Source organism: Hymenobacter terrigena, assembly GCF_054776515.1.
The window spans coordinates 560,895-577,880 of record NZ_BAAHBU010000003.1; the positions used below are offsets into that span (position 1 = coordinate 560,895).

Here is a 16,986-nt window from a genome sequence, read left to right on the forward strand (position 1 = left end):
GCGGGGGTGCCAGTTGGCGGCCACGCCCAAGCCCTGCAGGTGCAGGTACGCGACTCGCTGGGGCACGAGCCCGTGGTTGGGGCCAGCGTAGTAGTACCCGGCAGCAACATCGGCGCGACCACCGATGCCACGGGCACCGCCGTGCTGGCCCCTGCGCCGGCGGCCGGCACGCGGCTGCGCATCACAGCGGTGGGCTACCGGCCGCGTCTGGTGCTGGCACCAGTGGCGGAGCAAAGACTCGCCCTGATGCTCGCACCGGGCGGCGTCGAAATTGAGGAAGAAGTGCTGGTGACGGCTACCCGCACCAATTCGCGCATCGAGGACTTGCCCACGCGGGTAGAGGTGCTGGGGGCCGAAGAAATGGAGGAGGAAAGCAGCATCAAGCCGGCCAGCATTGCCAGCCTGTTTGGCGACATTGCGGGCACTCAAATTCAGCCTACTTCGCCCACCACCGGCAATCTGGATTTGCGCTTACAGGGCCTGCCGGGGCAGTACACCCAGATTCTGCGCGATGGCGTGCCGCTCTACGGCGGCTTCGCGGGCTCGTTTGGGCTGCTCACGGTGCCGCCGCTCGATTTGCGGCAGGTCGAGTTAATTAAGGGTTCGAATTCGACGCTGTACGGCGGCGGGGCCATTGCCGGGCTGGTGAACCTGGTGAGCAAAACGCCCACGCTGGGCACGCCGCAGTACGCGGCCAGCCTCAACCAGACGACGCTGCGCGAAACGGATTTGAACGGTTTTGCGGCCCGGCGAGGGAAGCGTTGGGGGTATTCGGCCTTTGTGGGGCTGGTCAATCAGAAAGAAAAGGATGTGGACGGCGACGGTTTCGTGGACGTGCCCCGGGTGCGGAACCTCAACCTGCACCCGCGCCTGTTTTTCTACCCCAATGCCCACAGCCAGGTGGCGCTGGGCTACACCGGCACGCTGGAAAGCCGCCGGGCCGGCGACCTGGAGGTGCTAAAAAAAGGCTTCGACCCCGTGAGTGGGCACGTTTTCTACGTCGACAACACCAGCCTGCGTAATACCGCCGACCTGCTTTATACCAACGACGGGCTGGCCGGTGGCCGGCTTACACTGAAGGGTACCGTCACGGACTTTGTGCGCGACGTGAACACCAATTCCGACGCCTTCACCGCCTACCAAACCACCTATTACACCGAGGCCAGCTACCTGCACGCGGCCGGCCCGCGCCACACCCTGGTAGTGGGCCTTAATGCGAACGGCGAGCAGCTGGCATCCTTCAACCGCAGTGCTACGCCGTTGCGCAGCCCCTACACTTACCACACGCTGGGCGCGTTTGCCCAGGACGACTGGCGCCTGCTGCCGCGCCTGAGCCTGCAAGCCGGCCTGCGCCTCGACCACCACAACCAGTACGGCAATTTCCTGCTGCCGCGCCTCGCGCTGCTGTTTCGGGCCAGCGATGCTGTGACGGCGCGCCTCAACGGCGGGCTGGGCTACCGCGCCCCGGTGCCCTACATCAACAGCCTCGACGAGCGGGATTATCCCCTCGTGAAGGCCCTGCAAGGCGTGAGCGCCGAAACCTCCTCCGGCCTGAACGGCGATGTGAACTACCAGCATAGCTTTGATGGGTTCGATGAGCCGCTGGTGCTGAGCGTGAACCAGTCGTTCTTCTATACCCGCCTGGGCAACCCGTTGGTGTTGAATGGGCTGGGGTTTGCCGGGCCGTTTCAGGCCAACTACCTTACCTGGCAAAATGCGGCTGCTCCGCTCTCAACGCGGGGCCTCGAAACCTACGTGCGCCTGCGCGCCGACGAAACGGAGCTCTACCTCGGCTACGTCTTCACCGATGCCCGCCGGCAGTACGACGCGGCCAACCCGCACCTGCCGCTGGCTGCCCGCCACAAGTTTGCCGCCGTGGGTTTGGTTGAGTTCACGGACAGTTTTAGCGCGGGTCTCGAAGCCTCTTACATCGGCCAGCAATACCTTTCCGATGGCCGCCCCACGCCCGGCTACCCACTGTTCGCCACGCTGCTGCGCTACCACGCGGGCAATTTCACGCTGGCCCTGAACGGCGAAAACCTGCTCGACTACCGCCAGACGCGCCAGGAAAAAGTAGTGCTGGCCCCGCAGGACAACCCGGTTTTCCGCGAGCTGTGGGCACCCGTGGAAGGCCGCGTCTTCAACGTGTCACTGACGTGGCGCTGGGCCAAAGCCTAAAGGCCACCCGCGCTCAAAGGCCCGGGTGGCCACTTAACGAGCTAGTTGCTCATGCAATAAAAGCTATTGCGCGATGCGCTGGCTGAACGAACCGGCCGCCGATACCAGCCGCACGATGTAGATGCCCGATGGCAGGGCGTGCAGGTCGAGCCGCCAGCGGCCGGTTTGGCCGGTTTCGGGTATGCAGTCCATCGGCTGGCTGCGGCCCAAGGCATCAAACACGCGCACAGTGGCCGGGCCAGCGGCCAGCACTTGGGCGGGCAGGCTAGTACTCACCACCCACTGCCGGGCCTGGCTGGCCGGGTACACGGCCAGGCCCTCGGCGCTGGGGCTGCCCAGGTGCACCACCTGCACCGGCGAATAGGCCGTGGTGCCATCGGCATCGACCTGGCGCAGGCGGTAGTAGCTGGTACCGAAGAGCGGCTGTTCGTCGGTCAGGTCGTAGGTGGTGCGGGATTGGGTGTTGCCGGCGGCCGCCACCGTGCGCAGGGCATCGAAGGTTTTGCTGTCGGCCGAGCGTTCAATCACGAATTCCTTGCTGTTTTTCTCCGAAGCCGTGACCCAGTACAGGGCCACGCCCTGCCGGCTCGTGACCGTGGCCGTAAACAAAATCAGTTCGACCGGCAGCGGGCCGGTGCACACCGCCAAGCTCCGGCACTCCTGTTCCGAAGCGTTGGTGGCATCAGCAGGGCCGGGGCAGCCGGAAGTGGTGCCGCGCGCGCAGACGGTCACAAGGGAAGAAGCGCAGTTGTTGGCCAGCCTTTGCGTAGCCCCGTTGTTGCCGAACACGCAGCCGCCAATGCGCACGCTGCCCGTGCCGCAGAGGGTGTTGTTGGCCCCGCCCCGGGTCAGGTCGATGCTGCCGTTGATAATCACCCGGCTGTTATCGGTGATGTCGGAGTTCACCAAAACCAGGTTGCAGTCGGTGCTGAGCAGGGTGGGCGTCGCTGCCGTGCCCTGGGCCGTCACCATCACATTGGCTTTGTCCACGGTTAGCTGGGCCACGCGCAGGGTGCTGCCCGCGCCCACCATCAGGCGGGTTGCGGTGGGGCCGCCAGTGCCGTCGCCCAAGGTCAGGTCGGCTCCGCCAATCAGCGAGCCACCGCCCAACAAGGAAATAGAGCCGTTTTTCGCTACGGCGTAATTGCCGTTCAGCACGACATTGAAGCCATTAATGACAATAGCATCGTCGCTGTTGGAAGTGGGGGCCTTGCTGGTGCATCCTGAGCCGGATGCCAGCCAGGTATTAGGGTCGTAGAAGTTGCCGTTGTTCACGGCCGTGAACGTGCATTGGGCGTGGCTGCTGAAGCTTTTCCCAAGGAGTAGCATAATGGTCATAGCTAAGTAATTGATAAGGTTTTTCATGGCTTTAATGGTTAGTTGAGGATTGGATATTGACTTGTTATTAGTATACGTAAATAATTGTATATTGTAAGGTGATATTTAAAAGATGCAATCGCACCAGAATAATTTTAGCAAGTGCTGATTAGTTAGCGAGTGCTGATTAGGATGCTGCTGCTGCTTGAATGCAAAAAGCCCCCGGCATGATGAATGCAGGGGGCCGAAATGGTACTTTGGAGGTCAGGGAAGCGAGGGCGCTATAGGGTAATTTAACTAATCCGTGGCCGGATTTTACGCCCACACCAGCACCACGGTGCCGGCTAGAATCAGCCCCGCGCCCAGCGCCCCTTTCAGGCTGATGGTTTCGCCCAGAAAGGCTACTGCCAGCAGCAGCGACAGCGCCACGCTCAGCTTGTCCACCGGGGCCACCTTCGCCACCGGTCCCAGCTTCAGGGCGCGGAAGTAGCACAGCCACGATGCCCCCGTGGCCACCCCCGACAGCACCAGAAACAGCCACGTGCGCCCCGTGAGAGCCGGCAGTCCGGCCGTGGCCCCGCGCGCAATGGCAATGCCCCAGGCCAGCAGCAAAATCACTACCGTGCGGATGGCTGTGGCCAAATCCGAGTCGACACCCTTGATGCCAATTTTGGCAAAAATGGCGGTGAGGGCCGCGAATAGGGCCGAAAGCAAGGCGTAGGGAATCCAGGAAGCCATGAGATAAGGGGGGAGAAGGTGACGCGAACGGGGCGGAAAATAACCGCTGATTTCAGGGGTACGTAAGCCGACTTGCCAGCGCTGATGGCCGGGCAAAGTTGCCGGTCGGTGAAGCCATTTCGCGGGTTTTTCTGTTACCTTTTCGACCCATCCCGAATCCTGTGCCCGAATCTGCCTCATCCTTCCGCCGGCCCGACCTGCTGCGCCTCGACTACGACACCTACCGCGCCCTGCCGGCCATTGCCAATTCCGACCTCTCGCGCCTGCGCGATGCCCTCGACGGCCGCCCGCCCCGCCCCCAAACCAGCGCCAACGAAGGCGCCCTAAGCTTTGGCACGGCCTTCCACACCGCCCTGCTGGAGCCGGCCGACTACGTGGCCGGCCAGCCCGGCCTGAACGACACGCTGGTGTGGTGGTTGGTGGAGGGCGTGAAACTCAACACGCATCTGGCTGGCCTGCTGGAGCGCGGCACCCCGGAGGTGAGCGTACTCTTCACCGAGCCCGCCACCGACACGCTCTGCAAGCTGCGGGCCGACCTCGTGGTGGCCCACCCCGACGAGCCGTTCACCATCATCGACTTCAAAACCACCAACGCCCGCGATGCCGACCATTTCCTCTGGCAGTGCTCGGCCTACGACTACGACCGGCAGGCAGCCTTCTACACCGATGCCCTGCGCGCCGAGCGGTTCCTGTTGGTCGGGGTACAAAAAAATGAGCCTTTCGGCGTTTTCACCATCGAAGTGAGCGAGCAGATGCTGGCCGAGGGCCGTCAGAAATACCAGCGCCTGCTGCGCCTTCTGAAAGCCCCGGGCACCGCGCCCGCCTACCGCGCCGAAGCCGTGCAAGCCGCTGTGGACGCGCTAGGACAACATTCGGACGACGAATAAGGCGGCGCTAAGCCTGTTACAGCAAGAATCCCCGCCAACTCAGGCGGGGATTTTTTTGTTGAAAAACCGGCGGTTTTTGACTTACTTACTAATTAGTAAGTTTAAAATTGGTATATTTGTGCCACTTATGATAACCCCGACTCTGCCCACCACCCTGCCTCCCGATACCCGCACCCGCATCCTCGACCTGGCGGAAGCGTTGCTGCTGGAGCGTGGCTTTAATGCTTTCAGCTACCAGCATTTGGCCAAGGAGTTAGGGATGAAGCCGGCCGCCATTCACTACCATTATCCGAGCAAGGACGACCTGGGCACGGCCATTGTGGCCCGGCAGCTGCGCCGCCTGCGCAAGTGGCGCGACCTGCCTCGGGTGGCCGACCTGCCGCCCGTCGCTCAATTCGAAGCCCTGCTGGCAGTGTACGACACGCACCTCGGCCACGAGCGCCGCGTGTGCCTGTTCGGGGCGCTCGCGGCCGATTTCCGGACCCTGCCCGCGCCCATGCAGGCCGAGCTCCGCACCTTCAACCGCGAGCTGACCGAGTGGCTGGCCCAGGTGCTGGCCGTGGGCCGGGCCACGGGCACCCTGCGCTTTGTGGGCAGCCCGGCGGCCAAGGCGGCGCAGGTGCTCACCACGCTGACCGGGGCGCTGCAAGTGGCCCGCGTGCACGATGAAACGCCGTTTCAGGTGATAGTAGGCCAGCTGCGGCTGGAGCTGCTGGCGTAGTCGGGAGTCTCTTTCTGCGGTTTGCCCATTAGCGTTTTCCACCCACCCGCGGCCACTGCAAAAGCCGCTGTTTGCATCAAACCAACCGTCCTTATGATTAACACCTTTTCGCCCGCCTACCTTTTGTGTGCTGATGAAACGCCCGCCGCGCCTTCGGTAGTGGCCATGCGCTACCCCGAGCCGGCGGGCCTGCGATGGGTCCGCTGGCAGCTGGGGGCGCTGTGGGCGGTGGCTCCGGCCCTGGGCTTCCGGCTGGCCTGGCGGGTATTTACCACGCCGCGCCGCCTGCCCACTAAAGCCTGGGAAGCGTCCGCGCTGGCCGAAGCCCGCCGTCGCACCGTGGCCGCGGCAAGCGGCGCTATTGCCGTGTATGAATGGGGGCCGGTTGCTGCGCCCGCCGTGCTGCTTGTGCATGGCTGGGAGCACCGGGCCAGCTTCTGGCGCGCCTGGGTGGGGCCATTGCTGGCGGCCGGCTACCGCGTGGTGGCCTTGGATGGCCCGGCGCACGGGGCTTCGGCCGGCCGGCGCACCACGCTCCCCGACTTTGGTGGGGCCGTGCAGGCCGTGGTAAATACGCTGGGGGAAGTGCGCGCCATCGTGGCGCACTCGTTTGGGGCGGCGTCGGTGGCGGGGCTGCCGGTGCGGTTGCCGGCGGGGGCGGCATTACCGCGCCTGGTGCTCATCAGCGCGCCGGTAGGGCCGCGGCCAGTAGCCGAGCGGTTTGCCGATTTCCTGCATTTGCCCACTGATTTGGTGCAGCGCTTTGCCGAGCACATCGAGCGTAGCACCAAGCGGACGGCCGATTCGTTCGCCGTAGCCGCTGCAGGACCGGGCACCGGGGCCGAGCAAGTGCTGGTGCTGCACGACGAAGAAGACGAAATCATCCCTTTCGCCGAAGGGCAGCACATTGCCGCGGCCTGGCCCGGTGCCCGGCTGCACGCCACGCGCGGCCTGGGCCACAACCGCATTCTGCGCGATGCCGATGTGGTACGGCTGGCAGTAGATTTTATTGGCTGAGCACGGCTCAGATAGTTTCCAGTCCTTCGGCTGCCAGCTGCCGCAGCACTTCGCGCAGCCCATCGGTGTCGAGCAGCATCCGGCCGATGTGCGCCACGTACTCGGCCTCGGCCCGCAGGTCGCGCTTCAGCTGGCGCAGCTCCAGCTCCTGCTTTTTGCCCGAGGCCGTGACGAAGCCGTTGGGGCCATATTTCAGCTCGTTCATTTCCTGCTTTAGCTGGGTTTGCTGCTGGAGCAGGGCGCGGGTGTAGCGGGCCAGCACGTCATCGGCCGCCGCGTCGGCGGGACCGGATTCGGCCAGCAGCTGGAGCAGCGTGTAGAGGTCGTCGGCCTCGTAGGCTTCGGTGATGCGCTGCATCCGGGCGGTTTTGTCCGCTTGCTTTTCGGGGTCGCGCTCCAGGTCGGGATGATGGGTGCGGGCCAGCTGGCGGTAAATGGTTTTGGCGTTGGTTTCGAGCTGCTTCTGGTCGGCTTGCGCGGCGGCTTCGTGCTGGCGCTGGGCCTTGGTTTTGCGGCGGGCGCGGGCGGCCGCGGCGGCCTGCTCGTGCGGCGGCAGGGTAGGGTCGGGGATGAATTCTGAAGCCGAATCTTCGGCTTTTTTGTGCTTGGCGGTGCTTTTAGCCGTGGCGGAGCGATGTCCGGCCGGGGCATATTTACGAATAATAGCCGCCTCATCTTCTCCAAACCGGTCTTCCAGCGTATGGGCATTGCCCAGAATCACGCCCGTAATCTGGGCCTCTTCCAGGCGGCTGAAGTAGCTCAGCAGCAGGGCTTCTTCCAGTGGCGCATACAGGGCGTGGCGGGCTGCTACCACAGCCGTGGCCGCCGGGCCTACTTGCTGCCAGTAGCGTCGCCGGGCTTCGGCCTGCTCGGCGCGCAGGTCGCGCAGCCGCTCGCGCAGGTTTTCCACGTCGAGAATGGCCTGCCGGAAAGCCTGTTGGGCAGGGGTGCCGGTGGGTTGCTCATCGGTGCGAGCTGGGACGGTAATGCGGTCGGGATGCGCGGAATCAGCTTTTTTCATTAGATAGCAAAGGTACGGCCCGTCGTTACGGCCAAAGCTCAAACGCCACCCGGAACGTGTTGCAGTGCGCGTCCACGATATCGGCTAGCTTTTCGGAATAGCCGCCGCCCATGCTCACGGCCACGGGCAGGCTGCGGTCGCGGCATAGGCCCAGCACCAGCTCGTCGCGCTGCCGGCAGCCGGCGGGTGTGAGGGCCAGCTTGCCCAGCTTATCAGTCGCCAGCACATCCACGCCCGCCTGATAGAAAATGAAATCGGGCCGCACGCGCTCCACCAACGGCTCCAGCGTGGCCGTCAATTGCGCCAGATAATCGGCATCGCCGGTGCCCAGCGCCAGCGGAATATCCAGGTCTGACTGCTCCTTGCGCAGCGGGTAGTTGGCCCCGGCGTGCATCGAAAATGTGAAAACACGCGGCTCATCGCGGAAAATGGCTGCCGTGCCGTCTCCCTGATGTACGTCAAGGTCCACAATCAAAACCTGGTTCGCCAGCCCGTGCGCCAGCAAATACGCGGCGGCAATGGCCTGGTCGTTCAGCACGCAGAAGCCCTCGCCGCGGTCGGCAAAGGCGTGGTGGGTGCCGCCGGCCAAGTTCAGGCCGATGCCGTCGCGCAAGGCATTCAGGGCCGATTGCAGCGTGCCCGCACTGCTGCTCAGCGAGCGGCGCACCAGCTGTGGGCTTTGCGGCAGGCCCAGGTTGCGCACCTCGCGGGGCGTGAGCTGCAGGTCGCGCACGCGGTGCCAGTAAGCAGCGGTGTGCACGCGCAACACGTCTTCCTCAGCGCAGAGGCCGGGCTCGTAGAAATCGCCCGGCTCGGCAATGCCCTGCCACAGGAGCTGCTCCCGAATCAGCGCGTATTTGGCGATGGGGAAACGGTGACCGGCAGGGAGGTCGAGGGTGTAGTGGTCGGAAGTAGCGAGGCGGGGCATATACAAAAAGCACAGGCAGGGACTGGCTACAAATGCCAATACCAGCCGGGTGCTTACGCAATAACGCCCCCAATAGTGCCTGCATCAGCCGTGTTGATGAAGCCAAGAGCGCTGCATTGGCGAAATTAATTAGGCTTCAAAAAGCTGTTAATTTCTGTCGAATTAAACTTTGTAGAAATAATTAATAATTATTTTCAAAAATTATTTGCGCAATTAAAATTAATAGCTAACCTTTGTCGCACCAAAAAGCAAACAACCATGTACCGCCACCTGACATTCACCAGCAATTCGGATAAGATGCAGCCAGAACGGCTGTCTCCGCTCGGTACGTTTGCCTGATTTCAGCCACTGCTGAAACCCGCCACGCCCGAGCCCATCAGCTCGGGTTTTTTGTTGTTAATCGGTTTATCAGCCGCTTACCCATTCAATCCATGCTAATTATCCGCCCCAATTACCAGACAGAGCCGAAACAATTCCGGTCCGATTGCGGCCAGGATAAACGGTGTGGCTGTGCTTTTCTTCTTTGTTGGATGCGCCGATAACTTCGGCATAAACCACGCGAAATAGAAAAGCCCGGCCCGCAAAAGCCGGGCTTTTTCGTGTCAGTAATTCCCAAATAAAAACGTGTTTTTATTTGAACGGGAAAGGTGCGTCTAATTCAAATTGAATTATCGCTGAATCACTGTTTGGTTAATTATTGCACACTGATTTATTAATTAAATTTCTCCTTTTCACATTTCCTATTCCTTCTTTTCAACCATGCGCTACTTAGCTTCTCCTCCCGCATATCGGCCCCTTGCTGCGGGCCGGTCGCGCCAGTCGGCGGCCCATTGGTCGCGTAATGCGCGGCTGCAAAACCAACTGAAAACGGGCCGCCAGCTGCGTGCGCCCACTTCTCCTTATTTGAAAACCTAGCCAGGCACTGTCTGCGGGCAGGCCCCTGCTTTATGGCAAACCGTAACAAACCTATTTCAGCGGAAACCCGCCGCTGGCAACAAGCTGGTGTCGCGCTTTCGCGGCACATCGACTGGCGCAAATGGCCCCTGTCGCGGCAAATTGACTTTATTTTCTCGTTTGCGTCGCCCCACCAATTGTATGAGGCCGTGGGCGTTGATTCGGTGCTGTCGCAGCTGTACGCCATTTGCGTGGCGGTGCTGCCGGCCGAGATTCGCCCGGTTATTCGCACGGCGCTGCAAGCCTTGGCTACCAAGCGAATAGGTGTGCTGCATCGGCCCGAACTGGGCCTGGCCGTGGCTGCCCTCACCGAGCGTTACTCCGAGCGGGTGCGCGAAGTGGCCGACTGGAAGCCCAAAAGCAGCAACGTGTACCGGCAGCTTACCGGCTTGGTGCAGCACTTGTTCGACCGCTATGGCAACACGCCGGACTGGCTGATTGAGAGCTGGACGCGCCCGACGTTGGTGGAGGACGGTGTGAGCCTGCCCGATTTGACCATTCATCTGGGCAAAGGGCACTCTCTCCGCAGCTTCCCCGGCTTGCCCGTGGCCCTCAGCAAACGGCTGGAGCACGGCATGCGGCAGGCCCCCGCCGGCTGCACTTTTCGCGAAGCTTTGCGCTACGCCCAGCTGGCAGCGCGTGATGCGCTGGCGTGGTGGGGCGTGGTGATGGAATCGCGCCTGGGCCGAGCGCCGCTGGTGGATGACGACTTCTGGCTGAGCGTGGTGGACTTTTTCCTCGCCACGCCCATGGTCGACCCGTGCCACTTTGGGCCCGTCTGCGACTGGATTCACCAGAAGCGGAGCGTGGGCATCGGGATGGAACCAGCCCAGCCGGGCTTCACCCTTAAGGGGCGCAGCATGGCCTCTGTGCTGGCCCAAACGGAAGCCTGGCACCGGGGGCTGGCCCGGACGCGTCGCCAATCGGGCGGCGTGCTGCCCGATGCCAGTATCTGCTGGCCCGGCTTGCCGGTGCCCAACTATGAGACTGGCAGTGTGCGAATTGTACAACTGACTACCTACGGCCAGCTCATGGACGAAGGCCAGGCCCTGCACCACTGCGTGGCCACTTATCTGAGTTCCTGCCGCCGGGGCCGGTGCGGCATCTTTTCGCTCACCGTGGCTGGCCAGCGCAGCCTGACGCTGGAGGTGGAAGCCAACCGCGCCGTGGTGCAGGTGCGCGGCAAGCACAACCGCTGGATGACCGACGCCGAGGAAATCTGCATCAAACAATGGCTTGACCAGGCCCGCCTGGTGATGTCGAAATACGCTTAGATAAGCAGTTAGCTGACGCCAGATGGGCATGACGCAACGTGCTCTACAACCCCAAATCCTTTCAAAATTCCCCAATATGCGCTTCAACTTCTTCTCCCGAAACAGCGCGCCCACCGTCAACCACGAGGGGGCGCCCGCCTTCACCCTCACGCCGCAGCTGGAGCTGTACGTCGCCGTAGCCACGGCTGCGCTCAGCGACCAGTTCTACGAAAAAGCCGATACCTGCCTGCAGCGTCTGCGCGATTTGGTGGGCAAGAACGAGCCCCGGTTCGTGGCGCAATTGGCAGTGTATGCCCGTGAGAGCCTGAATTTGCGCTCGGTGCCGCTGGTGCTGTGCGTGGAACTGGCCCGCCTGCACCGCGGCGACAGCCTCGTGAGCCGCCTGGTGGCCCGCGTGGTGCAGCGCCCCGACGAAATCACGGAGTTGCTGGCGTTCTACGCCCAGGCCAATGCCCGGAGCGGGACCAAAATCCTCAACCGCCTTTCCAAGCAGCTGCAAAAAGGCCTGGCCCTCAGCTTTAACCGTTTCGACGGCTACCAGTTGGCCAAGTACGACCGTGATGGCGCGGTGCGCCTGCGCGATGCCCTCTTCCTCGTGCACCCCAATGCCAAGGATGAGGCCCAGCAAGCGCTGTTCAACCAGCTGGTGCGCGGCGAATTGCCCACGCCCTACACCTGGGAAACCGAGCTGTCGGCGGTAGGGCAGGGGACCTACGCCACTGATGCGGACCGACAAACGGCCGTCCGCCAGACGTGGGAAACGTTGATTGGCAGTGGCAAGCTGGGCTACATGGCCTTGCTCCGCAACCTGCGCAACATCCTCGAAGCCAAGGTTTCGGCGGCCACGATGGAGAAAGTGTGCGACACGCTGGCCGACCGGTTTGCGGTGGCGCGCAGCAAGCAGCTTCCGTTCCGCTTCCTGGCCGCTTACCGTGAGGTGAAAGCCTTGCCGAGCGGCTACGTGGCCGGCGTGCTGGCGGCTCTGGAAACGGCCATTGCGCACAGCGCCGTGAACCTGCGCGGTTTCGGGCACGATACTCGCGTGGTGCTGGCCTGCGACGTGTCGGGCTCGATGCAGCAACCCATTTCGGCCCGCAGCAAAGTGCTGCTCTACGACGTGGGCCTGGTACTGAGCATGTTGCTGCAGAGCCGCTGCCAGAACGTGATTACCGGCATGTTCGGCAACGTCTGGAAGCGCATCAGCCTGCCCCGCGGCCCGGTGCTGCGCAACGTGGACGAGCTCTACCAGCGCGAAGGCGAAGTGGGCTATTCCACCAACGGCCACCTGGTTGTGCAGGAGCTGTTGCTGCGCCGCGAGGTGGTGGACAAGGTGATGATTTTCACCGACTGTCAGCTCTGGAATAGCACCGGCGATGGGGGCGTATTCGGCCGAATCTGGGCGGATTACCGCCGCACCGTGGCCCCTAACGCCCGCCTCTACCTCTTCGACCTGGCCGGACACGGCACCGCCCCGCTGGAGGTGCGCCCGGAAACGGGCGTGGCCCTCATCGCCGGCTGGTCCGACAAAGTTTTCGACGTGCTCAGCGCGCTGGATAACGGCGGCTCGGCGCTGAGCGAAATCGAGAAAATTGACTTGTAAAACCTGATGCAAAAACGGCCGGGCAATAAAGCGGAACCCCCGGCCGCGCGGCGCAAGGTGGCGTAGGCGTGGCCTACTTCGGGGGTGCTGGGTGGCCGCTTCGGCGGCGAGGGTTCGAGTCCCTTCACTTACGTAGCCCGCCGCTCATTCCCCTTGCTTACTGCTTTCTCATAATAAAAACGACATGACTTACGTTTAAAAACTGCCGACATGAGGAAGACGGCTGCCCACCTGGGGCAGTCGCCGACCGGGATGCCGCCTTTCGCATGCGAGGGCGCATCCCACCTCGGCCAACTCCGTTATGGTTCGGGTGCCGTAGGCGGGCGATACTTCGCTGCTGAAAGGGGGCTTCTTCGGGAGTTCCGCTTAGGGTTCGACTCCCCTTCTGTGGCCTCGGCCACGGTTGACACGCCTGCTGCCTGTTGCCCCGAATTTTCGGAGAATGCCGGGTGAAATATGTTTCCGGATGGGTGCCGTAGCCGGGCCTTCCTTCGCTCCAAATGAGGTGCGGTCGCGGGTTCGACTCCCGAAGTGCTGCCGTGAGGCAGGGCGAATGCGCATTGGTAGGGCCGCGCCAGCTGGCCCGGTGCCTGTTGCCCCAGCCGGAAACAATTTTTTCAACCCCTGTCCGGGTGTCGTAGCCCGGCCATACTTCGCACTGTGATTGCCCAGGTCGCGGGTTCGAGCCCCGCCGAAAGTTGCCGTGAGGTGGTTTTCGTAGCTCAGTTGGTTAGAGCAGGACTAGGAGGCCGGGCGCCTGTTGCCCCGGACAGGATATTACAGGATATTGTAGCGTGGACTCTGCGAGTCCGCGCATTGAGTAGCCCCGGCGCGGACTCGCAGAGTCCACGCTACAGGCTGATTTTTATTGCCGGATGCCGTAGGCTTGCGTTCCTTCGACCCTATCACGTCGCCTTTTGGCCCAACGCAGGCTGCCTGTTGCTCCGGCATTTTTTCTGAATAAAACGGGTCGGTGCCGTAGCACCGCCTTACTTCGTTAGGGACGATGGGGTCGTCGGTTCGAGGCCGGCCTGCGAGTTTCGGCTCGCAGTAGCTCAGTTGGTTAGAGCACATTTGTAGGCGATGCGCCTTTTTGCCCGGCTCGTTTTATTTTTCTTTTCATCAACGATGGCGGCCTCAATAGGCGCCGCCACCACGTGCAAAAACCATTTTTATGGCCAACATATTACGCGGCAACGACCTTCGCGCCCTCGGGTTCCCTGAAGGTCGGGCCATCGGGCTCGCGCTGGCTCAATTGCAGCGCAAGCACCTCAAAAAACTCTCCCAAACCGACCAGCTGGCTTTGCTAGGTCAACTCATTGCCAATCCCACCGATTACCTCACGCACCTCGACTGGAGCCATACGGCTGCCGCTTTGCTGCCGCCGCCCAACCGCCATATCAGCCTGGTAGAGCGCAAGGACTACACCGTATTCGGAGCCGAGCACATCGAGCCGGGCGCGATTCACCAGATGGAAACGGCCATGAAATTACCCGTGACCGTGGCCGGTGCGCTCATGCCCGACGCCCACCACGGCTACGGCCTGCCCATCGGCGGCGTGCTGGCGACGGACAACGCGGTGATTCCCTACGCCGTGGGCGTGGATATTGGCTGCCGCATGGCGTTGTCGGTGTTCGACTTGCCGCCCAAATACCTGACCCAGCGCACCCAGGAGCTGCGCAGCCTGCTGCTCGAAAACACCCGTTTCGGCAGCGGCCGGGGCTTCGAGCGAGGCCAGCGGATGGACCATGCCGTGCTCGACCGGCCCGAGTTTCAGGAAATTCCCTTCCTGAAAAACAAGCTCGACAAAGCCGCCGAGCAGGTCGGCACTTCCGGCTCCGGCAACCACTTCGTGGAGTTCGGCATTGTGGAAATCACCGACGTTGAAAACGAACTGGGCGTGCCCGTGGGCCAGTACTTGGGCGTGCTTTCGCACTCCGGCTCGCGGGGCCTGGGCGCGGGCATCGCTGAGCGCTACACCAAGCTCGCCAAAGACGTGTGCCAGTTGCCCGGCGAAGCGCAGCACCTCGCCTGGCTTGGCCTCGACACCGAAGCCGGCCAGGAATACTGGGCCGCCATGACCTTGGCCGGCGACTACGCCTCGGCCTGCCACGAGCAGATTCACCGCCGCCTGGCCCGCGCCCTCGGCGAAAAACCCCTGGCGAAAGTGGAAAACCACCACAATTTCGCCTGGAAGGAGCGGCTGGCCGACGGCCGCGAGGTCATCACCCACCGCAAGGGGGCCACGCCGGCCGGCGCGGGCGTGCTCGGCATCATCCCCGGCTCCATGACGGCGCCCGGTTTCATTGTACGCGGGCGGGGCGTGGCTGAGTCGCTGGCTTCGGCCTCGCACGGGGCGGGCCGTCTCATGTCGCGCACCCGGGCCAAGGCCGAGCTGGGCGAAGCGCAGGTGCGCAAGTACCTCGCCGACCACGGCATCGAACTCATCGGCGGCGGGCTCGACGAAGCGCCGATGGCCTACAAGGACATCCGCACCGTGATGGCCAGCCAGCGCGAGCTGGTGGACGTGCTGGGCTCCTTCACGCCGAAGATTGTTCGGATGGACGGGGCTTAGAACCATGCAAAAAAGCCGGTCATGCTGAGTTTGCCAAAGCATCTCGCGTGGCTTAGTAATCCACTCATAACTGAAAATCGGCCCTTGCTACCATTAGCAAGGGCCGATTTTTTGCCCTGAACTGCCGTAGCCAAGTGCCTGCTGGCTGGTTAGCTGTGGCCATTCAGCTCCGTCATAATCTCCGCAAACAGTCGGGCGGATTTCAGTCGGTCTGCCGGCGCGTACATGGCGGAAGCGGTGATGAGCTCATCGGCGTGGGTTTCGGCCAGAAACGCTTGTAGCTGCTTCTTCACCGTTTGCTTGCTGCCGACAAAGGAATATTTCAGCATTTGCTGTACGGAAGGATGATGCCACATGCCTTCCAATTCCTCGGTCATTTCCGTGGGCGGCTGCAAGGGCACTCTCGCCCCACCGGTTAGTAGCGCGACGAACATGCGGATGAGGGTGGTGAACAGCTGCCGGGCTTCCTCGTCGGTATCGGCCACGTAGGCGTTGATGGCCACAATGGTGTAGGGCTGCTTGAGAACTTCCGAAGGCGTAAACTCTTCGTGGTAAATCTTCAGCGCCTGGTGTAAGTAGGTGGAGGCGAAGTGGCTGGCGAAGGCATAGGGCAGGCCCAGCTTGGCCGCCAGGTGGGCGCTGTCGGTGCTGGAGCCCAGGATGTAAAGCGGGACTTCGGTGCCCTCGGCAACTGGTGCCCTGACCGTTGCTTGTTTGTTTGCCGACGAAAAATACTCCTGGATTTTGCCAATTTCCTGGGGAAAGGAGCGAGCAGCCAACATGAAATCTGACCGGATGGCCTGCGCGGTTTGCGAATCGGTACCCGGTGCCCGGCCCAGCCCCAAATCGATGCGGCCCGGGTATAAATGCGCCAACGTGCCGAACTGTTCGGCCACTATCAGGGGCGAGTGATTGGGGAGCATGATGCCGCCCGAGCCCACGCGGATGGTCGTCGTGTTTTCGGCCACGTAGCCGATGAGCAGGGAGGTTGCGCTGCTGCCGATGTTGTCGGAGTTGTGGTGCTCGGCCAGCCAGTAGCGGGTGTAGCCATCGGATTCGGCGGCCTTGGCCAGGGCCAGCGAGTCGTGCAGGGTCTGCTGTATTGTGTTGCCTTGTGACACGATGGCAAGGTCTAAAATGGAATAGGCGACCGGTTGCTTAACCGCGTGGCTGGTACCATCGACAGGAATGGGCATTGCTTCTTTATTTGAATTTGAAAACCACAGGCGTTTCGCCTCACCGTCTCCTCGCTTCAATTGCAGGAAGGAGCCAGCGGGATACAAGCTGCATCCAGCCGCAAAAGTTGCGGTAGCCGCTTTTCAGGCTGAGCAATTCGGCCAGTGGCCCCGCGCTTAGTCTTGTTTGGAGTTATCGATTTCCATCGCGCGGTTAACGGACAGGATATCCTCGCGCGAGGGCGGGGTGGTGCGTTGCATGAGCTGGGCCATAATCTGGTCGCGTATCTGGGGGCTGTTCCGGGCGTTGCGGCGGCCTCAACGAACCTCCGGCGGCTTACAAGGACATTCGGCAGGTAATGGCCCACCAGCGCGAACTCGTGGATGCTCTCGGCTCCTTCACCCCTAAAATTGTGCGGATGGACGGCGCTTAATTACTGCCGCCCGGCAATCCAAACCCTTGGTACCGCGCGTACATAACTACGTGTCTCTTACAGGGGACAGTTGTTTTCATAGCTTGGAAAGCCTCTCGCCTTTGGCGGGAGGTTTTTTAATTCGGGGATGAAGGGTATCCCGTAACACAAAGCCCCGGCCAATGCGG

12 protein-coding genes and 1 tRNA gene are annotated in these 16,986 nt (G+C 62.3%); 8 read left to right on the top strand and 5 right to left on the bottom strand.

Going from position 1 to position 16,986, the window contains the following annotated elements; translation table 11 throughout:
* Positions 1-6 precede the first annotated feature (6 nt).
* Complete coding sequence (locus ACYU7Q_RS15490) at positions 7-2,178, top strand: TonB-dependent receptor (protein ID WP_460610347.1); 2,172 nt, start codon at positions 7-9, stop codon at positions 2,176-2,178.
* 63 nt (positions 2,179-2,241) lie between these two features.
* Here the strand turns inward: ACYU7Q_RS15490 and ACYU7Q_RS15495 are convergent, their stop codons facing one another.
* Together ACYU7Q_RS15495 and ACYU7Q_RS15500 are read right to left on the bottom strand one after the other, a co-directional pair.
* Positions 2,242-3,543: a T9SS type A sorting domain-containing protein gene (locus ACYU7Q_RS15495; protein ID WP_460610348.1), complete on the bottom strand. Its 1,302-nt coding sequence runs from the start codon at positions 3,541-3,543 to the stop codon at positions 2,242-2,244.
* Positions 3,544-3,810: 267 nt separating this feature from the next.
* On the bottom strand, positions 3,811-4,233 hold the full coding sequence (locus tag ACYU7Q_RS15500; protein WP_342295416.1) for an EamA family transporter: 423 nt from the start codon (positions 4,231-4,233) through the stop codon (positions 3,811-3,813).
* A gap of 161 nt (positions 4,234-4,394) precedes the next feature.
* On the opposite strand from ACYU7Q_RS15500, the gene ACYU7Q_RS15505 reads away from it, so the two are divergent.
* From ACYU7Q_RS15505 to ACYU7Q_RS15515, 3 genes are all read left to right on the top strand, one after another.
* On the top strand, positions 4,395-5,120 hold the full coding sequence (locus tag ACYU7Q_RS15505) for a PD-(D/E)XK nuclease family protein (protein ID WP_460610349.1): 726 nt from the start codon (positions 4,395-4,397) through the stop codon (positions 5,118-5,120).
* 127 nt (positions 5,121-5,247) lie between these two features.
* On the top strand, positions 5,248-5,841 hold the full coding sequence (locus tag ACYU7Q_RS15510) for a TetR/AcrR family transcriptional regulator (RefSeq protein WP_460610350.1): 594 nt from the start codon (positions 5,248-5,250) through the stop codon (positions 5,839-5,841).
* A gap of 93 nt (positions 5,842-5,934) precedes the next feature.
* Positions 5,935-6,858 carry an alpha/beta fold hydrolase gene (locus tag ACYU7Q_RS15515; protein WP_460610351.1) on the top strand — a complete coding sequence of 308 codons (924 nt, stop codon included), beginning with the start codon at positions 5,935-5,937 and terminating at the stop codon, positions 6,856-6,858.
* Positions 6,859-6,865: 7 nt separating this feature from the next.
* On the opposite strand, the gene ACYU7Q_RS15520 is transcribed toward ACYU7Q_RS15515, so the two are convergent.
* Together ACYU7Q_RS15520 and ACYU7Q_RS15525 are read right to left on the bottom strand one after the other, a co-directional pair.
* Positions 6,866-7,879 carry a J domain-containing protein gene (locus tag ACYU7Q_RS15520; protein ID WP_460610352.1) on the bottom strand — a complete coding sequence of 338 codons (1,014 nt, stop codon included), beginning with the start codon at positions 7,877-7,879 and terminating at the stop codon, positions 6,866-6,868.
* Positions 7,880-7,904: 25 nt separating this feature from the next.
* Positions 7,905-8,807 (bottom strand): histone deacetylase family protein, encoded by a 903-nt coding sequence (locus ACYU7Q_RS15525; protein WP_460610353.1) that lies wholly within the window; start codon positions 8,805-8,807, stop codon positions 7,905-7,907.
* A 947-nt stretch (positions 8,808-9,754) separates the two neighbouring features.
* Here ACYU7Q_RS15525 and ACYU7Q_RS15530 point away from each other — a divergent pair.
* The 4 genes from ACYU7Q_RS15530 to ACYU7Q_RS15545 all read left to right on the top strand — a co-directional run bounded on the left by ACYU7Q_RS15530 (position 9,755) and on the right by ACYU7Q_RS15545 (position 15,210).
* On the top strand, positions 9,755-11,035 hold the full coding sequence (locus ACYU7Q_RS15530; protein WP_460610354.1) for a PcfJ domain-containing protein: 1,281 nt from the start codon (positions 9,755-9,757) through the stop codon (positions 11,033-11,035).
* A 76-nt stretch (positions 11,036-11,111) separates the two neighbouring features.
* The gene (locus ACYU7Q_RS15535; RefSeq protein ID WP_460610355.1) at positions 11,112-12,635 is read left to right on the top strand and encodes a TROVE domain-containing protein; all 1,524 of its coding nucleotides are present in this window, start codon (positions 11,112-11,114) and stop codon (positions 12,633-12,635) included.
* 62 nt (positions 12,636-12,697) lie between these two features.
* Positions 12,698-12,768: transfer RNA gene (locus ACYU7Q_RS15540), tRNA-Gly, on the top strand.
* Positions 12,769-13,809: 1,041 nt separating this feature from the next.
* On the top strand, positions 13,810-15,210 hold the full coding sequence (locus ACYU7Q_RS15545; protein WP_460610356.1) for an RtcB family protein: 1,401 nt from the start codon (positions 13,810-13,812) through the stop codon (positions 15,208-15,210).
* Positions 15,211-15,359: 149 nt separating this feature from the next.
* Here the strand turns inward: ACYU7Q_RS15545 and ACYU7Q_RS15550 are convergent, their stop codons facing one another.
* Positions 15,360-16,406, bottom strand: coding sequence for an LLM class flavin-dependent oxidoreductase (locus ACYU7Q_RS15550; RefSeq protein ID WP_460610357.1), 1,047 nt, complete (start codon positions 16,404-16,406; stop codon positions 15,360-15,362).
* Positions 16,407-16,986: the final 580 nt, after the last annotated feature.